Consider the following 15,497-nt stretch of genomic DNA (forward strand, 5'->3'; position numbering starts at 1 on the left):
CGGACGAAAAAAAGCCGCCCACCGGGCGGCTTTTTTGCTGGTGCCGGAGCGAACTCAGGCAGCGATAGCAGCGTCGCGCTGGTTCGCGGCTTCGGCCGTTGCCACCAGGATGTCGGCGCGGGCCGTTGCCAGGGCGCTGTTCCGGGCTTCATCGCCCATCGCCACACCTTCGGCGCGCACGACGCGCACGTCGGTGATGCCGAAGAAGCCGAAGACCGCCTTGAGGTAGCTCTCCTGGTGTTCCATGGCCTGGCCACCTTCGCTGGTCGAATAGACGCCGCCGCGGCTGGAGGCCACGATGATGGTCTTGCCGCCGGCCAGGCCCACGGGGCCCTTCTCGGTGTACTTGAAGGTGCGGCCGACTTGTCCCAGGCGGTCGATCCAGGCCTTGAGTTGCGTCGGGATCGAGAAGTTGTAGAACGGGGTGCCGATGACGACCACGTCCGAGGCCAGGAACTGGCTCACGAGCTTTTCGGACACGGCGTTTTCACGCTGCTGGGCTTCGGTGGGCTCGGCTTGCACACCGGTCTTGATGCCCAGCGCGTCGGCGCTGAAGTGCGAAGGGGTGTCGACGGCCAGGTCGAGGTATTCGACGACGGTGTCGGGGTGGGCGGCGCGCCATGCGGTCACGACTTCGGCCGAGAGGAGGCGCGAGGTCGAGTGGGCGCCGAGGATGCTGGAGTCAATATGGAGCAGCTTCATTTCAATCAATCACTTTCTGTGTTGGCTGTCGGCGCTCAAAGTGGCCGGCGGATGGAAGAATTCTATTTTTGGATCGAGTGATCGATAAGTATCCAAAAATTGCCTAGATCGTTCTATCTGCAGGACAATCACCACCATGCAAGACCTCAACGACATGGTTTTCTTCGCCGAAGTGGCCGAGCGCGGCGGCTTCGCAGCCGCCAGCCGGGCGCTCGGCATCCCCAAATCGCGCCTCTCGCGCCGCGTCGCCGACCTGGAAGAGCGGCTCGGCGTGCAGCTGATGCAGCGCAGCACCCGGCGCCTGTCGCTCACACCGGCGGGCGAGATCTACCTGCGGCATTCATCCGCCATGCGCGACGCGGCGCAGGCAGCGGCAGAGGCGGTGGCGCAGGTGCAGACCGAGCCCAGCGGGCTGGTGCGACTGAGTTGCCCCGTCACCATCGCGCACAGCGGCTTGGCGCAACTGATGCCGGTGTTCATGGCGCGTTACCCGGCGGTGCGCATCGACATGCGGGTGATCAACCGGCCGGTCGACCTGATCGAGGAGGGCATCGACATCGCGCTGCGCGTGCGGCCGGTCATCGAGGACAGCACGGTGCTGGTGGCCAAGACCTTCGGCCACAGCCGGGGCGTGCTGGTGGCGAGCCCGGCGCTGCTGGAGCGCTACGGGCCGGTCGAAACGGTAGCTGACCTCGGCAAGCTGCCGACGGCGGCCATGTCGGTCAACGGGGAAGGGCGCAGCGACTGGCGGCTGGAGGGCCCCAAGGGCGAGAGCTACGTGCACTCCCACACACCGCACTACGTGGCGGACGACCTCGCGACGCTGCAGTTCGGCACGCTGGGTGGCGTAGGCGCGACCATGCTGCCTGACTACATGTGCCGCGCCGACATCGATGCCGGCCGGCTGGTGCGGTTGCTACCCGGTTGGGGGCCGCCACCGGTGATTGCGCACATGGTGTTTCCGGCACGGCGGGCATTGGTGCCGGCTGTGCGGAAGCTCATCGACTTCCTGATGGAGCATCTCCAGAGCGAAGATATGCGGATGTTCTAGGCTCGTTATGCGAAAAACGTCATATCCAAACAAGCAGATATTCGTTTGGCATTGAAGCAAGGGTTCGCACAATCCGAGGCTCCCATCCATCCAGGAGCGTCCATGGCTACTCTGCGACTCGGCGACACAGCCCCCAATTTCACCCAGGATTCCAGCGAAGGCCCCATCGACTTCCATCAGTGGGCCGGCGATTCGTGGGTCGTGTTCTTCTCGCATCCCGCCGATTTCACGCCCGTGTGCACCACCGAACTGGGCAAGACCGCGGCGCTGTCGGGCGAATTCGCCAAGCGCGGCGTGAAGCCCATCGCGTTGAGCGTCGATCCGGCCACCAAGCACAAGGAATGGATCAGCGACATCAACGACACGCAGAACACCACGGTCAACTTCCCCATCATTGCGGATGCCGACCGCAAGGTGGCTGATCTGTACGACCTGATCCACCCGAACGCCTCGGCCACGGCCACCGTTCGCAGCGTGTTCATCATTGACCCGAAGAAGGTCATCCGCACCACCATCACCTACCCGGCGTCGACCGGCCGCAACTTCGACGAGATCCTGCGCGTGATCGACTCGCTGCAGCTCACCGACAGCCACAAGGTGGCCACGCCCGTGAACTGGAAGGACGGCGACGACGTGGTCATCATCCCGGCCATCCAGGACCCGGCCGAACTGGCGGAGCGCTTCCCCAAGGGCTTCAAGGCCGTGCGCCCCTACCTGCGCATCACGCCGCAGCCCAACAAGTAAGCAGGCAGGGCAGCGTCGTCATGCAGACTCGCGTGATCATCGTGCCGGGGTGGCGCGACTCCGGGCCCGGCCACTGGCAGAGCCTGTGGGAAGAGCGCATTCCGGGCGCGGCGCGGGTGGTGCAGGACGACTGGGCCTCGCCCAAGCGCGAGGCGTGGGTGTCTACGCTGGCGAAGCTGGTGCTGGAGAGCGATGGGCCGGTGGTGATCGCCGCGCACAGCCTGGGCTGCATCGCCACGGCGCACCTGCCCGCCGATGCTGCGGCCCGCATCCAGGGCGCGCTGCTGGTGGCGCCTGCGGACCCAGAGCGTCGCGCCGTGCTGTCCGACTTCGCGCCCGTGCCCTACGCCGCGCTGCCGTATCGCAGCATCGTGGTGGCCAGCAGCAACGACCCCTTTTGCCCGATCCGCCTGGCTGGTGCATATTCGCGCGCCTGGGGCAGCGAGTTCGTGCGCATGCAGAATGCGGGCCACATCAACGTCGACTCGGGGCATGGGGATTGGCCGCTGGGCCTTGCCCTGCTCCAGTCCTTGACCGACGAGCCCGCCGCCTGGCCGGCGGGCCGTGAATTTTCAGAAACCTTGGCAACCACATGACTTCCAGAATAAAGACCTTCGTCGCCGTGCTCGCGCTGGCGTCCTCCGCACTCGCCGGCAGCAGCGCCTTTGCCCAGGGTACGGGACTGCTGAACGCTTCGTACGACGTGGCCCGCGAGTTCTACAAGGACTACAACGCGGCCTTCGTGGCGCACTACAAGAAGGCCACCGGCAAGGACGTCAAGATCGACCAGTCGCACGGCGGCTCCAGCGCGCAGGCTCGCGCGGTGGCCGACGGCCTCGACGCCGATGTGGTGACCATGAACACCTCGACCGACATCGACTTTCTCGCCAACGCTGGCGTGGTCGCGAAAGACTGGAACAAGAAATTCCCCGAGAACGCATCGCCGACCACGTCGACCATGTTGTTCTTGGTTCGCAACGGCAACCCCAAGGGCATCAAGGACTGGGACGACCTGGTCAAGCCGGGCGTGCAGGTCGTGATCGTCAACCCCAAGACCGGCGGCAATGGGCGCTATGCCTATCTGGCCGCCTGGGGCTACATCAAGAAGAAGGGCGGCACCGACGCCCAGGCCGCCGAGTTCGTCGGCAAGCTGTTCAAGAACGTGCCGGTGCTGGCACGCGGCGGCCGCGACGCGACCACCGCCTTCCTGCAGCGCAACATCGGTGATGCACTGATCACCTTCGAATCGGAAGTGGTGTCGATCGACCGCGAATTCGGCACCGGCAAGGTCGACTCGGTGTACCCGTCGATCAGCATCGTGGCCGAGAACCCGGTGGCCGTGGTCGAGCGCACCGTCGCCAAGAAGGGCACCGGCGAACTGGCCAAGGCCTACCTTGACTGGCTGTACTCTGAAGAAGCGCAGGAAATCGCGGCCAAGCACGCGCTGCGTCCGCGCTCGCCGGCCGTGCTCAAGAAGTACGCCTCGACCTTCAAGCCACTGCAACTGTTCACGGTGCAGGAGCTGTTCGGCAGCCTCGGCGAAGCGCAAAAGGTGCACTTCAACGACGGCGGTCAGTTCGACAAGCTCTACACGCCCGGCGGCAAGTAAATGAGCGGCGCTGTTTCTTCGGCGCTCCCGTCCGCGGGAGCGCCTTTTTCGCGTGCCAACCGGGCAGGGGGCGCCAAGCGCGTGCTGCCGGGTTTCCACATCACGCTCGGCTTCTCGATTCTTTACCTCAGCCTGATCGTGCTGATCCCGCTGTCGGCGCTGGTCTTCAGGACCTTCACGTTGACCTGGGATCAGTTCTGGGTGGCCGTGACTGCCCCGCGCGTGATGGCTTCGTATCGGCTGACCTTCGGCGCCTCGCTGATCGCGGCCGTGGTGAACGCGGTATTCGGCCTGCTGGTGGCCTGGGTGCTGGTGCGCTACAAGTTTCCGGGCAAGCGCATCGTCGATGCGCTGGTCGACCTGCCGTTCGCGCTGCCGACGGCGGTGGCGGGTATCTCGCTGACCGCGCTGCTCGCGGGCAACGGCTGGGTCGGGCAACTGCTCGAACCGCACGGCATCAAGCTGGCATTCACGCCGGCGGGCATCGTGATTGCGCTGATCTTCATCGGGCTGCCCTTCGTGGTGCGCACGGTGCAGCCGGTGCTCGAAGACGCCGAGAAAGAGCTGGAAGAAGCCGCCACTTCGCTCGGCGCGACGCGGCTTCAGACCTTCACCAAGGTGATCTTTCCGTCGATTGCGCCTGCGTTGCTTACCGGCTTTGCCATGGCCTTTGCGCGCGCCATCGGCGAGTACGGCTCGGTGATCTTCATCGCCGGCAACATGCCGATGATCTCGGAGATCACGCCGCTGATCATCATCGGCAAGCTGGAGCAGTACGACTACGCGGGCGCCACGGCGGTCGCGCTGGTGATGCTGGTCATTTCGTTCCTGCTGCTGCTGGTCATCAATGGCCTGCAGGCATGGCAGCGTCGCCGCGCAGGAGCCTGACATGAGTGCACCTTCCAAAGTCATTCGCCGCGCGCAGGCCGGCACTACTGAATCTGCCTGGGTGCGCTGGACGCTGATTGGCATTGCGCTCGCGTTCATGTTCCTGTTTCTCGTGCTGCCGCTGGCCGCTGTTGCGACCGAGGCGCTGCGCAAGGGCGTGGGCGCGTATCTCGACGCGCTGAAAGAGCCCGACGCCTGGAGTGCGATTCGCCTCACGCTGATCACTGCCGCCATCGCGGTGCCGATGAACCTCGTATTCGGCGTGGCCGCGGCCTGGGCCATTGCCAAGTTCGAGTTTCGCGGCAAGGCATTTCTCACCACGCTGGTCGACCTGCCGTTCGCGGTGTCGCCGGTGGTGGCGGGCCTGATCTACGTGCTGGTGTTCGGCGCGCAGGGCTGGCTCGGTCCGTGGCTGGCGGAGCACGACATCAAGATCATCTTTGCCGTGCCGGGCATCGTGCTGGCAACCGTGTTCGTGACTTTCCCGTTCATCGCGCGCGAACTCGTGCCGCTGATGCAGGCGCAGGGCACCGACGAGGAGCAGGCCGCCATCGTGCTCGGCGCGACCGGCTGGCAGACCTTCTGGCGCGTGACACTGCCCAACATCAAGTGGGGCCTGCTGTACGGCGTGATCCTGTGCAACGCGCGCGCCATGGGCGAATTCGGCGCGGTGTCGGTGGTGTCGGGGCACATTCGCGGCCAGACCAACACCATGCCGCTGCACGTGGAAGTGCTCTACAACGAATACCAGTCTGTGGCCGCGTTTGCCGTGGCCTCGCTACTGGCCATCCTGGCGCTGGTCACGCTGGTGATCAAGTCGGTGATCGAATGGCGCCACGAGCGCGAGATGAAGGCCATTGCCGAACTGCCCCCCGAGCGTCCCCCCGAAGCTGCGGCGGCCTGAGAGAGAAAGAACAAGATCATGAGCATCGAAATCCGCAACATCAGCAAGCAGTTCGGCGACTTCCGCGCGCTGCGCGACGTGAACCTCGACGTGGAGTCGGGCGAACTGGTCGCGTTGCTCGGGCCCTCGGGCTGCGGCAAGACCACGCTGCTGCGCATCATCGCGGGGCTGGAGACGGCCGACGCCGGCAGTATTCTTTTCTCGGGCGAAGACACCACCGACGTGCACGTGCGCGAGCGGCAGGTGGGCTTCGTGTTCCAGCACTACGCATTGTTCCGTCACATGACCGTGTTCGAGAACGTGGCCTTCGGCCTGCGCGTGAAGCCGCGCAAGGAGCGCCCGAGCGACGCGCAGATCAGGCAGAAGGTGACCGACCTGCTCAAGCTGGTGCAGCTCGACTGGCTGGCCGACCGATATCCGTCGCAGCTTTCGGGTGGCCAGCGGCAGCGCATTGCGCTGGCCCGTGCGCTGGCGGTGGAGCCCAAGGTGCTGCTGCTCGACGAGCCTTTCGGCGCGCTCGACGCCAAGGTGCGCAAGGAACTGCGCCGCTGGCTGCGCCGGCTGCACGACGAACTGCACGTGACCTCGATCTTCGTCACGCACGACCAGGAAGAAGCGCTCGAAGTGGCCGACCGCGTGGTGGTCATCAACAAGGGACAGATCGAGCAGGTCGGCTCGCCGCAGGAAGTGTGGGACCAGCCGGCCAGCCCGTTCGTCTACGGCTTCCTGGGCGACGTGAATCTGTTCCACGGCCGGGCCGACAACGGCGCGGTGCAGCTCGACGGCATGCGCCTTGATTCACCCGAGCACAGCGGCGCGCGCGACGCCAAGGCACGCGCCTATGTGCGCCCGCATGACATCGATGTGACACGCTACGTGGCCGGCGCCTCGGGCATCGTCGCCACGCTGTCGCGCGCAATCGTGGTCGGACCCATCGCACGGCTGGAACTTGAGCCCACCGAATCGAATCCAGATAATCCGGGCTCCGGAACCATCATCGAGGCGCAACTCCCTGCGCAACAGTTCCGTGACCTGGGCTTGAAGGAAGGCGACACCGTCGTCGCCAACCCGCGCAAGGCCAGGGTGTTCGTAGAAGAAGATTGGGTATCTCCTTGATCGATTGGTACTTCGGCGCGCCGCGCCGCGCGTTTGGGCTGATCTGCCTGGCCTGCGTTCTCATGCTGGCCTTCGGGCTCTACCTGCAGCACGTGGTCGGGCTCGAACCCTGTCCCATGTGCATCGTGCAGCGGTATGCGCTGGTGCTGGTGGCAATCTTCACCGGGCTGGCCGGGGCGTTCCGCAACGTAGGCCTTCGGGTCGTGGGCGGATTGCTGGCGTTGGTGGCCGCGGTGGGCGGTGCCTACACGGCGGCCTCGCAAAGCTGGCTGCAGTGGTATCCGCCCGAAGTCGTGTCCTGCGGACGCGACCTCTACGGGATGATCGAGACCTTTCCGCTGAAGCGTGCGCTGCCGATGATCTTCCGCGGCGGCGGCGACTGCTCGAAGATCGACTGGTCGCTGTTCGGCCTGACGCTGGCGAACTGGTCGTTCATCGCGTTCGCGGTTCTTTCGCTGATGCTCATCACGCTGCTAGTGCGCTCGCGTCGCGCACGCTGAGAGGCGGAAGAAGCAACGCAAGAGGCAACGCCGCCCCACGGCGGGCGGCGTGCCCAAGAGGGCGAGTTCGCGTCAGTTGAACCAGCCCTGACCCGAAAAGCCGCATCCCATTTCTTCGAGCAGGCTGCGCCAGTACCAGCGCTCGGCGCAGCTGCTGACCATCGCCATGTTCACCGGCTGAGCCGCCGTCGGCTTGATGTCGCTGCTGATGCTCGCAAGGCCCAGCGGGGTGTTGGCTTCGGGGCTGCGCACCGGCGTGGTGAACGTCAGCGGCGACTGCGCCTCGGGTGTCTCCGCCTTCGTGTTGGTGGCACCGGCCGCGCCGCTGAAGGCCATCGCTGCAGTGATCGCTCCGGCCAGCGCCACGTGGCGCAAAGTGTTCGACTGTTTGAATTTCATGGTCGTTTTCCTTCCTAGAACTATCGGTTTATGCGCGGCAACACGCCACGCACCCGAAAAAATGTAGGGCGCCTGAAGGTGTCGGACCAGTGCCGAAAGTCACGCGCTCGTAACGCTGCGAATCGGTTTGTCGATCGCCCGTGGGCCTTTAAAGAATCTTCAGTAAACGCGGCTAGGATGACGCCGGACCTCGCGGTTCCGTGCCCCTTCCGCGCAGCCGACTCGCCGCGCAGCGCCTTCCTGATTTCCCCCGCATGCCCACTACACAACCCAGGCGATCACGCAAACTAGTCATCGGCATTGCCGTTCTCGTCGTGCTGGCGGTCGTCGCCTCTTTCTGGCTCAGCCCGGGCAAGAAGGCCGAATACCTCACCGCCACGGTGCAGCGCACCGACCTCGAAAACGCGGTGCTCGCCACCGGCGTGCTGCAGGCGCTCAAGCAGGTCGAGGTGGGAGCCCAGGTCAGCGGCCAGCTCAAGTCGCTGAAGGTGGTGCTGGGCCAGACTGTGAAGAAGGGCGACTGGCTCGCCGAGATCGACCCAGTCATCTCGCAGAACACCTTCGCGCAGGAGCAGGCCAAGCTCGACAACCTGCAGGCGCAGAAGCTCGCGAAGGAAGTGCGCGTCAGGCAGGCCCAGCTCACATGGACGCGGCAGCAGGAAATGCTCGCACAGGACGCGGCCGCCAAGCAGGACATGGAAAGCGCCGACGCCGAACTGCGCGCGCTGCGTGCCGACCTGGTGTCGCTCGAAGCGCAGATCCGTCAGCAGAAACTGGCCGTGGCCTCGGCGCAGACGAATCTCTCGTACACGCGCATCGTTGCGCCCATCGACGGCGACGTGGTTTCCATCAGCACGCTCGAAGGCCAGACCGTGGTCGCAGCCTTCCAGGTGCCCACGCTGATGAAACTGGCCGACCTGTCGACCATGACCGTGAAGGCACAGGTGTCCGAGGCCGACGTGGTGCGCGTGAAGCCGGGGCAGCCGGTGTACTTCACCATCCTCGGCGACCCCGACAAGCGCTACCACGGCACGCTGCGCGCGGTGCAGCCTTCGCCAGAGAAGATCAACAACGCCGTGTTCTTCAACGCCCTGTTCGACGTGCCCAACCCTGATCGCACCTTGCGCGTAGACATGACGGCGCAGGTGGCCATCCTGCTGGGCGAGGCCAAGCAGGCGCTGACCGTGCCGCTGACCGCGCTGGGTCCGCGCGACAAGGACGGCCGCCAGGAAGTGCGCGTGCTCAAGGCCGACCAGACCGTGGAAAAACGGCAGGTGCGCGTGGGCATCTCCAACAACTTCCAGGCACAGGTGCTCGAAGGTTTGAAAGAGGGCGACAACGTCATCACGGGCGATGCCTCGGCTGTTCTGGAGCGGGGCGAAAGCGGAGACGGCGGCGGCGGACGGGGCAAGCGCCCATGACAGATGAAAAGCAGCCGCTGCTGACTCTTCGCGGCATCGGCCGCAGCTTTCCCTCGGGCGAGCAGGAAGTGCAGGTGCTGAAAGAAGTCAACCTCGACATCGGCAACGGCGAAATGCTGGCCATCGTCGGCGCCTCGGGCTCGGGCAAGTCGACGCTGATGAACATCCTCGGTTGCCTCGACCGGCCGAGTACCGGCACCTACGTTGTCTCGGGCCAGGACGTGGGCACGCTCGACAGCGACGCACTTGCCCAACTGCGGCGCGAGCACTTCGGCTTCATCTTCCAGCGCTACCACCTGATGCCGCACCTGACGGCGACCGGCAACGTCGAGGTGCCCGCCGTGTACGCCGGCACCGACGGCGAGGCGCGCGACACGCGTGCGCGCCAGCTGCTGGTGCGTCTGGGTCTTGGCGACCGCACCGAGCATCGGCCGAGCCAGCTCTCGGGCGGCCAGCAGCAGCGTGTGAGCATCGCGCGTGCGTTGATGAACGGCGGACAGGTGATCCTGGCCGACGAACCGACCGGTGCGCTGGACAGCCGCAGCGGCCAGGAGGTGATCGGCATCCTGCGAGAGCTGCATGCGCAAGGGCACACGATCATCATCGTGACGCACGACATGCAGGTGGCGAGCTGCACCGAACGCATCATCGAGATCGCCGACGGCGTGATCGTGGGCGACCGGCCCAACGTGCCCACGGTGGCGGCGCCGGCGCAAGCCGTGCAGCCCGACGCGCCAATTCCCGATGCGATGACGAAGCCCCGGCTCGGCATCGCACGCTTCAGCACCGGCTGGGCCCGCTTTGCCGAAGCCTTCCGCATGGCCTGGCGCTCGATGATGGCGCACCGCATGCGCACGGCGCTCACCATGCTGGGAATCGTCATCGGCATTACCTCGGTGGTGTCGATCGTGGCCATCGGGGAGGGCGCCAAGCGCTTCGTGCTGTCGGACATCCGGGCCATCGGCACCAACACGCTCGACGTGTACCCGGGCCGCGACTTCGGCGACGACAAGGCCTCGAGCATCCGCACGCTGATACCGTCCGACCTCGACGCGCTCGCGGCGCAGCCCTATGTGCACAGCGTGACGCCCTCGACCTCGCGCAGCCTGCGCCTGCGCTACCGCAGCGTCGACATCAACGGCACGGTGAACGGCGTGAGCGACAGTTTCTTTCGCGTGCGCGACATCCAGATGGTCAGCGGCGCAGCCTTTACGGCCAGCGACGTGCGCCACCAGTCGCAGGTGGTGGTGATCGACCAGAACACGCGGCGCAAGCTGTTCCCTAACGGCGCCGAGGCGGTGGGCAAGATCATCCTGGTGGGCAACCTGCCGTGCACGGTGATCGGCGTGTCGCAGGAAAAGAAGAGCATGTTCGGCGAGAACAAGTCGCTCAACATCTGGCTGCCCTACAGCACGGGCGCGAGCCGGCTCTTCGGGCAGCAGCACTTCGACAACATCACGGTGCGGATCCGCGACGACCAGCCGACCAAGGCCGCCGAAGACAGCGTGGTCAAGCTGCTCACGCTGCGCCACGGCAGCAAGGATTTCTTCACATTCAACATGGACAGCATCGTGAAGACAGCCGAGCGCACCAGCCAGTCGCTCACGCTGCTGCTGTCGTTCATTGCCGTGATCTCGCTGGTGGTGGGCGGCATCGGCGTGATGAACATCATGCTGGTGTCGGTGACCGAGCGCACCCGCGAGATCGGCATTCGCATGGCGGTGGGCGCGCGCCAGAGCGACGTGCTGCAGCAGTTCCTGACCGAGGCTGTGCTGGTGTGCCTGGTGGGCGGGTTGATCGGCGTGACGCTGTCGTACGGCATCAGCTTTCTGTTTTCGCTTTTCGTCAAGCAATGGCAAATGATCTTTTCGCTGGGCGCCGTGGTGACGGCGTTCTTGTGCGCGTCGCTGATCGGCGTGCTGTTCGGCTATCTGCCAGCGCGCAACGCGGCGCGGCTGGACCCGATCGAGGCGCTGGCTCGTGAGTAGGACGCGTGTTCTTTCCGCGGTGGCTGTCGCAGTGCTGGTGCTTGGCGGGTGCACCTTGTTCCAGCCTGAGCAACGGGTGCAGCGGCCATTGGAAGTGCCGCAGGGCTGGCAGCAGTCGTCCGGCGCGGGGAGCGCGGCTGGGATGCTGTCCGCGAACTGGTGGACGGCGTTCAACGATCCGCAGCTCGACCGGCTGATCGACAACGCGCTGCGCACCAACAACGACCTGGCCGCAGCGGGCATTCGCGTGCAGCGCGCGCAATTGCAGGCTGGTTTGGCGAATACCAACCTCACGCCCAGCGTGGTGGGGCAGGCCAGCACCAGCCGCAGCTACGACCTGAAGCGCGGCGGCGTGGCAGGTTCCGCGTCGAGCTCGCTGGTGACGCTGAGCTATGAGCTCGACCTGTGGGGCCGGCTCTTGGCGCAGCGCAGCGCCGCCGATTGGGAACTGAAGGCCACCGAATCCGACCGCCAGGCCACGGCGCTGACGCTTGTCGGCACCACGGCAGGGCTCTACTGGCAGACCGGCTACCTGAACCAGCGCATCGCACTCAGCGAAGCGGGCATGGAAGACGGCCGGCGCATCCTTGCGCTGGTGCGCGTGAAGTACGCGGCAGGCGCTGTGTCGGGGCTGGATGTGGCGCAGGCGGGCCAGAGTCTCGCGACACAGGAGGCGGCGCATACGCAGTTGCTTCAGCAGCGAGTGGAGGCGCGCAATGCGCTGGCGATTCTGTTCGACCAGCCGCCGGAGTCGATGGCCGTCGAGCCCGCGCAGTTGCCCGACATCGCCTTGCCAGTCATCGATGCTGGCGTGCCCGCGAGTCTGCTGGGCCGACGCCCCGACCTGCGCGCCGCCGAGCAGCGGTTGCGCGGTGCACTGGCGAACGTCGACGCCACGCGCACAGGGTTCTATCCGGCGCTGAGCCTGACGGGGTCGCTGGGCACGTCGAGTACCGCGTTGGGAGAGCTGTTGAAGAACCCTGTGGCTACGCTCGGTGCCGGGCTGGCGCTGCCGTTCCTGCAATGGAACACCGCCCGGCTTACCGTGGCCGTGTCGCAGACGCAGTATGAAGAGGCGGTGCTGGGTTTTCGGCAGTCGCTCTACACGGCGTTGTCAGAGGTCGAGAACGCGTTGTCGTCGCGCACGCAACTGCGCGACGAGAGCGAGAAGCTGGTGCTGGCGCTGCAGGAGGCGCAACGCGCGGAGCGGTTGTCGGAGGTGCGCTACCGCGCCGGAGCGACCGCGCTGCAGCCGGTGCTGGATGCGAAGGATCGGCGCCGCACGGCCGAGGTTTCGCTGGCCCAGAACCAGTTGAATCAGCTCAATGCGACGATGACGCTGTACAAGGCGTTGGGCGGGGCTGCTGTCGCGCTGTAGGGCCTCCGCGCTTCATCGGCGGCACAGCGCCCTCACCCTAGCCCTCTCCCGCAAGCGGGAGAGGGGACAAGACGGGGCGCGGCTGTGGGTACTACTCCCTCTCCCGTAGGCGGGAGAGGGCTGGGGTGAGGGCAGCGGCATCAATGCCACCGGCTCATCTCATCGTTGCCCAGATCAATCCTGAAACGGCGCCTTCTTCGCCAGCTTGCGAAACACCAGCCCAGGCAGCCGCAACACGAACTCCACCATCAGCCGCGCGTGCATCCACGTAAGCAGCACGTTGTCGCGCCCATAGCGGAAGTGCGAAACCCCGCCTTCCTCCGCCGTCAGGTACTTCACTGGCGCATCGATGTTCACCGGCTTGACGCCGCGCCAGGCCAGCCGCACGACAGCCTCGGTGTCGAAGTCGAAGCGCCGCATCCAGGGCTGCCGCTCCATGACGGCGATCAGGTTCGTCACCGGATACACGCGAAAGCCGTAGAGCGAATCGCCCACGCCGGCGAACAGCGTTTCGAGCTGCGTCCATCCGTTAGATACACGCCGACCGCGCACGCGCAGCAGCGGTGCGCTGGCATCGAACACTGGCCGTCCGAGCACCATCGTCTCGGGGCGGGCCAGCGAAGCTTTCATGAACTCGGGGATCAGGTCCGCCGGATGCTGCCCGTCGGAATCCATCGTCAGCGCATGGGTGAAACCAGCTTCCCTGGCGGCGCGCAGGCCGTGCAGCACGGCCGAACCCTTACCCTGGTTCTGCTGCAGCACCCACACGCGCAGGCCCGGGTCGCCGGCCGCCATCTGCTGCAGCCGCTCGCCCGTGCCGTCGTCGCTGCCGTCGACAACCACCCACACCGGGTTCCACTGCGCGCGCGCAGCGGCGACGGTCGAGAACAGGCGCTCGCCAGTGTTGTAGCTGGGGATCAGGACAAGGTGGGTGCGCGAGGCGTCTGGCATTCGGGGGACGCGTCGGTGGCGCGCTGCTCCAGGTTTTGTCGGAAGTATTGTTCGAGCTCGGCCTGCAGCACGTCGCTGTCCTGCGTGGGCGAGAAGCGCTTGCCGATCCGCAGGGTGAAGACGATGGGCAGCGGCGGCACGCGCCACAGCGGCCAGCCCTTGGCGAGGTAGGGCGAGTCGGTGTCGATGAACACCGTTTGTATGGGCGCCTGCGCCAGCTTGGCGATCAGCGTCGTACCGGGGCGAAACGGGTTGAGCGGCGGCGTCACCGTGCGCGTACCCTCGGGAAAGATCACCAGCTGGCCGCCGTTGCGTAGATCGTTCACGGCAAGGCGCACCATCGTGCGGGCAGACTTGTTGCTGATGTAGCGCGCCAGCCGGGCGCCCGCGCCCAGGAAGATGTTGCCCATCAGGTCAGCCTTCATGATGCAGGCGCTGCGCGGCAGCCGCGCCACCAGCAGCAGCGCGTCGAGCATGGTCGGGTGGTTGGCCACGAAGATCACGCCGGGCTCCTTGCGCATCGGGTCGAGGCAGGTGGCGTCGATGCGCATCATGCCGGTCACCGACGCCAGCCACCAGAACATGCGGTAGGCGAAGGCGATGGTCGTGCGGCCCAGCACTCGCGCGGGTGCCGCCGGCATCACCGGGTGGATCAGCATGGCGACGACGTTCCAGACCAGCGAGATCAGGCCCAGGAACAGCAGCAGCGCGTAGAGCATCAACGCGAGCGGAATCGACATGAGAATTCGCAGCACGCGAGTCATTGAATCAGTCAATCGGGCAAGGCTCGGTCGGACAACGACCGGTCATGCCCGTAGCTGGCCGGCCGCGACCGTGTGGGCCTCGATCTCGACCAGCAGGTCGCTGCGGCAGATGTCGGCTTCGAGATACACCGCGTGGCGCGCCATCGGAGCGTTGGCGCCGAGCGTGCCTTCGATGATGCTGCGCACCGCTTCGGTGTCCGACGGGTGACGCACGTAGACCACGCAATCGAGCTCGGCCAGCGAGAACTTCGCGGTGCCGCGTTCGTTGGCTGCGTCGATCACCGCCTGCAGGTTGCGCAGCGTTTCACGAGTTTGCTCGAGCACGTCGCCGTGGTGCACGGTTTCGTGGCCGACGATGCTCGCCGTGCCGGAGATGAAGAGGGCGATGTTGCCGTCGCCGATGTCCGCCAGCGCGGCGCGCGAGAAGGTCGGCGAGCGCGGGCCGTAGGTTTCGGGATAGCGGTAGGCCGAAACCTGCCGCGGGTTTTCGACCGGCAGCGGCGCCTGCTGGCCGGCCAGGAAGCGGATCGACAAAGCGCCCTGGTGGATGCCTAGGGCGCAGGCCGCGGGCGCGCCTTCGAAGGCGGCGCGGCCGGCTTCGAGAAACGCTTCCTGCCGGCCGAGATTGAACTGGCGGTAGCGCTCCAGCCCGCCGCCGTCGGCGTTGATCTGCGGCAGGTAGTTCCAGATGCGCTGCAGGTGCGGCGTGCCGGCCTGGTCGAGCGTCTTGAACAGGTCGCGGTAGGCGCGGTGCGCGAGTTCGGCGAGGCCCTGCTTTTCGGTGGCTTCGTCGAGATCGATGGCGCCGAGCAGCCAGTGCCCGTCGGTGCGCCAGCGCGCGATGCCGGTGGTGCCCGACTTGACGTGCTGCGGGCCGCTCACGTGCCACACATCGGCCATGGCGCCGTTGGCCGACAGCACGCGCGCGTTGACCGTCGGCATCCAGGCCACGCCGTGCGGCGTGCCGTAGCCGAGCGCCGCGAAGGGCGCCTTGCCGTCAACAGCCAGCGCAAGGCTGGCCGGCAGCGACAGGCGCTCGACGCGCAGATGGGAAGAAAGGGTTTCGTCCTGAGCTCGCACTG

The 15,497-nt window shown here is 66.1% G+C and carries 16 protein-coding genes; 11 read left to right on the forward strand and 5 right to left on the reverse strand.

Annotated elements, in window-relative coordinates:
* Positions 1-54: 54 nt before the first annotated feature.
* Positions 55-702 carry an FMN-dependent NADH-azoreductase gene (locus ACSFCA_RS27215; RefSeq protein WP_435461697.1) on the reverse strand — a complete coding sequence of 216 codons (648 nt, stop codon included), beginning with the start codon at positions 700-702 and terminating at the stop codon, positions 55-57.
* A 136-nt stretch (positions 703-838) separates the two neighbouring features.
* Between ACSFCA_RS27215 and ACSFCA_RS27220 the strand changes: the two genes are divergently transcribed.
* The 8 genes from ACSFCA_RS27220 (at position 839) to ACSFCA_RS27255 (ending at position 7,514) form a co-directional block, all read left to right on the forward strand.
* The gene (locus ACSFCA_RS27220; RefSeq protein ID WP_435461698.1) at positions 839-1,753 is read left to right on the forward strand and encodes a LysR family transcriptional regulator; all 915 of its coding nucleotides are present in this window, start codon (positions 839-841) and stop codon (positions 1,751-1,753) included.
* A 102-nt stretch (positions 1,754-1,855) separates the two neighbouring features.
* On the forward strand, positions 1,856-2,497 hold the full coding sequence (locus tag ACSFCA_RS27225; RefSeq protein WP_093173934.1) for a peroxiredoxin: 642 nt from the start codon (positions 1,856-1,858) through the stop codon (positions 2,495-2,497).
* Positions 2,498-2,517: 20 nt separating this feature from the next.
* A complete protein-coding gene (locus tag ACSFCA_RS27230) occupies positions 2,518-3,093 on the forward strand; it encodes an RBBP9/YdeN family alpha/beta hydrolase (RefSeq protein ID WP_258355122.1) in 576 nt (191 codons plus the stop codon).
* Positions 3,090-4,106 carry a sulfate ABC transporter substrate-binding protein gene (locus ACSFCA_RS27235; protein WP_093054629.1) on the forward strand — a complete coding sequence of 339 codons (1,017 nt, stop codon included), beginning with the start codon at positions 3,090-3,092 and terminating at the stop codon, positions 4,104-4,106. Before ACSFCA_RS27230 ends, ACSFCA_RS27235 begins: the two co-directional genes overlap by 4 nt.
* Positions 4,107-4,994, forward strand: coding sequence for a sulfate ABC transporter permease subunit CysT (gene cysT, locus ACSFCA_RS27240; RefSeq protein WP_258355121.1), 888 nt, complete (start codon positions 4,107-4,109; stop codon positions 4,992-4,994).
* A gap of 1 nt (position 4,995) precedes the next feature.
* Complete coding sequence (gene cysW, locus ACSFCA_RS27245) at positions 4,996-5,898, forward strand: sulfate ABC transporter permease subunit CysW (protein ID WP_093054633.1); 903 nt, start codon at positions 4,996-4,998, stop codon at positions 5,896-5,898.
* Positions 5,899-5,916: 18 nt separating this feature from the next.
* Positions 5,917-7,014: a sulfate/molybdate ABC transporter ATP-binding protein gene (locus ACSFCA_RS27250; RefSeq protein WP_093173932.1), complete on the forward strand. Its 1,098-nt coding sequence runs from the start codon at positions 5,917-5,919 to the stop codon at positions 7,012-7,014.
* On the forward strand, positions 7,011-7,514 hold the full coding sequence (locus ACSFCA_RS27255; protein WP_435461699.1) for a disulfide bond formation protein B: 504 nt from the start codon (positions 7,011-7,013) through the stop codon (positions 7,512-7,514). Before ACSFCA_RS27250 ends, ACSFCA_RS27255 begins: the two co-directional genes overlap by 4 nt.
* Before the next feature lie 72 nt (positions 7,515-7,586).
* Here the strand turns inward: ACSFCA_RS27255 and ACSFCA_RS27260 are convergent, their stop codons facing one another.
* Positions 7,587-7,913, reverse strand: coding sequence for a hypothetical protein (locus ACSFCA_RS27260; RefSeq protein WP_435461700.1), 327 nt, complete (start codon positions 7,911-7,913; stop codon positions 7,587-7,589).
* A 254-nt stretch (positions 7,914-8,167) separates the two neighbouring features.
* Between ACSFCA_RS27260 and macA the strand changes: the two genes are divergently transcribed.
* The 3 genes from macA to ACSFCA_RS27275 are packed head-to-tail and all read left to right on the forward strand — an operon-like array spanning position 8,168 to position 12,700.
* On the forward strand, positions 8,168-9,334 hold the full coding sequence (macA, locus tag ACSFCA_RS27265; protein ID WP_435461701.1) for a macrolide transporter subunit MacA: 1,167 nt from the start codon (positions 8,168-8,170) through the stop codon (positions 9,332-9,334).
* Positions 9,331-11,322 carry a macrolide ABC transporter ATP-binding protein/permease MacB gene (gene macB / locus ACSFCA_RS27270; RefSeq protein ID WP_435461702.1) on the forward strand — a complete coding sequence of 664 codons (1,992 nt, stop codon included), beginning with the start codon at positions 9,331-9,333 and terminating at the stop codon, positions 11,320-11,322. Before macA ends, macB begins: the two co-directional genes overlap by 4 nt.
* Complete coding sequence (locus ACSFCA_RS27275) at positions 11,315-12,700, forward strand: efflux transporter outer membrane subunit (protein ID WP_435461703.1); 1,386 nt, start codon at positions 11,315-11,317, stop codon at positions 12,698-12,700. The genes macB and ACSFCA_RS27275 overlap by 8 nt, the downstream gene beginning before the upstream one ends.
* A gap of 174 nt (positions 12,701-12,874) precedes the next feature.
* Here the strand turns inward: ACSFCA_RS27275 and ACSFCA_RS27280 are convergent, their stop codons facing one another.
* From ACSFCA_RS27280 to ACSFCA_RS27290, 3 genes are read right to left on the reverse strand one after another with little or no spacing between them, the layout of a single operon-like run.
* The gene (locus ACSFCA_RS27280; protein ID WP_435461704.1) at positions 12,875-13,651 is read right to left on the reverse strand and encodes a glycosyltransferase family 2 protein; all 777 of its coding nucleotides are present in this window, start codon (positions 13,649-13,651) and stop codon (positions 12,875-12,877) included.
* Positions 13,618-14,415, reverse strand: coding sequence for a lysophospholipid acyltransferase family protein (locus tag ACSFCA_RS27285; protein ID WP_258355114.1), 798 nt, complete (start codon positions 14,413-14,415; stop codon positions 13,618-13,620). The genes ACSFCA_RS27280 and ACSFCA_RS27285 overlap by 34 nt, the downstream gene beginning before the upstream one ends.
* Positions 14,416-14,457: 42 nt before the next feature.
* On the reverse strand, positions 14,458-15,495 hold the full coding sequence (locus ACSFCA_RS27290; protein ID WP_435461705.1) for a chorismate transformation FkbO/Hyg5 family protein: 1,038 nt from the start codon (positions 15,493-15,495) through the stop codon (positions 14,458-14,460).
* Positions 15,496-15,497 lie beyond the last annotated feature (2 nt).

Origin of the sequence: Variovorax multivorans (genome assembly GCF_051216835.1) — a bacterium.
GTDB lineage: Bacteria > Pseudomonadota > Gammaproteobacteria > Burkholderiales > Burkholderiaceae_C > Variovorax.

Excerpts from the sequence above, each read along its gene's own strand:
- ACSFCA_RS27215 (WP_435461697.1), bottom strand. The coding sequence starts at position 702 with ATGAAGCTGCTCCATATTGACTCCAGCATCCTCGGCGCCCACTCGACC.
- ACSFCA_RS27220 (WP_435461698.1), top strand. The coding sequence starts at position 839 with ATGCAAGACCTCAACGACATGGTTTTCTTCGCCGAAGTGGCCGAGCGC.
- ACSFCA_RS27225 (WP_093173934.1), top strand. The coding sequence starts at position 1,856 with ATGGCTACTCTGCGACTCGGCGACACAGCCCCCAATTTCACCCAGGAT.
- ACSFCA_RS27230 (WP_258355122.1), top strand. The coding sequence starts at position 2,518 with ATGCAGACTCGCGTGATCATCGTGCCGGGGTGGCGCGACTCCGGGCCC.
- ACSFCA_RS27235 (WP_093054629.1), top strand. The coding sequence starts at position 3,090 with ATGACTTCCAGAATAAAGACCTTCGTCGCCGTGCTCGCGCTGGCGTCC.
- cysT (WP_258355121.1), top strand. The coding sequence starts at position 4,107 with ATGAGCGGCGCTGTTTCTTCGGCGCTCCCGTCCGCGGGAGCGCCTTTT.
- cysW (WP_093054633.1), top strand. The coding sequence starts at position 4,996 with ATGAGTGCACCTTCCAAAGTCATTCGCCGCGCGCAGGCCGGCACTACT.
- ACSFCA_RS27250 (WP_093173932.1), top strand. The coding sequence starts at position 5,917 with ATGAGCATCGAAATCCGCAACATCAGCAAGCAGTTCGGCGACTTCCGC.
- ACSFCA_RS27260 (WP_435461700.1), bottom strand. The coding sequence starts at position 7,913 with ATGAAATTCAAACAGTCGAACACTTTGCGCCACGTGGCGCTGGCCGGA.
- macA (WP_435461701.1), top strand. The coding sequence starts at position 8,168 with ATGCCCACTACACAACCCAGGCGATCACGCAAACTAGTCATCGGCATT.
- macB (WP_435461702.1), top strand. The coding sequence starts at position 9,331 with ATGACAGATGAAAAGCAGCCGCTGCTGACTCTTCGCGGCATCGGCCGC.
- ACSFCA_RS27280 (WP_435461704.1), bottom strand. The coding sequence starts at position 13,651 with ATGCCAGACGCCTCGCGCACCCACCTTGTCCTGATCCCCAGCTACAAC.
- ACSFCA_RS27285 (WP_258355114.1), bottom strand. The coding sequence starts at position 14,415 with ATGACTCGCGTGCTGCGAATTCTCATGTCGATTCCGCTCGCGTTGATG.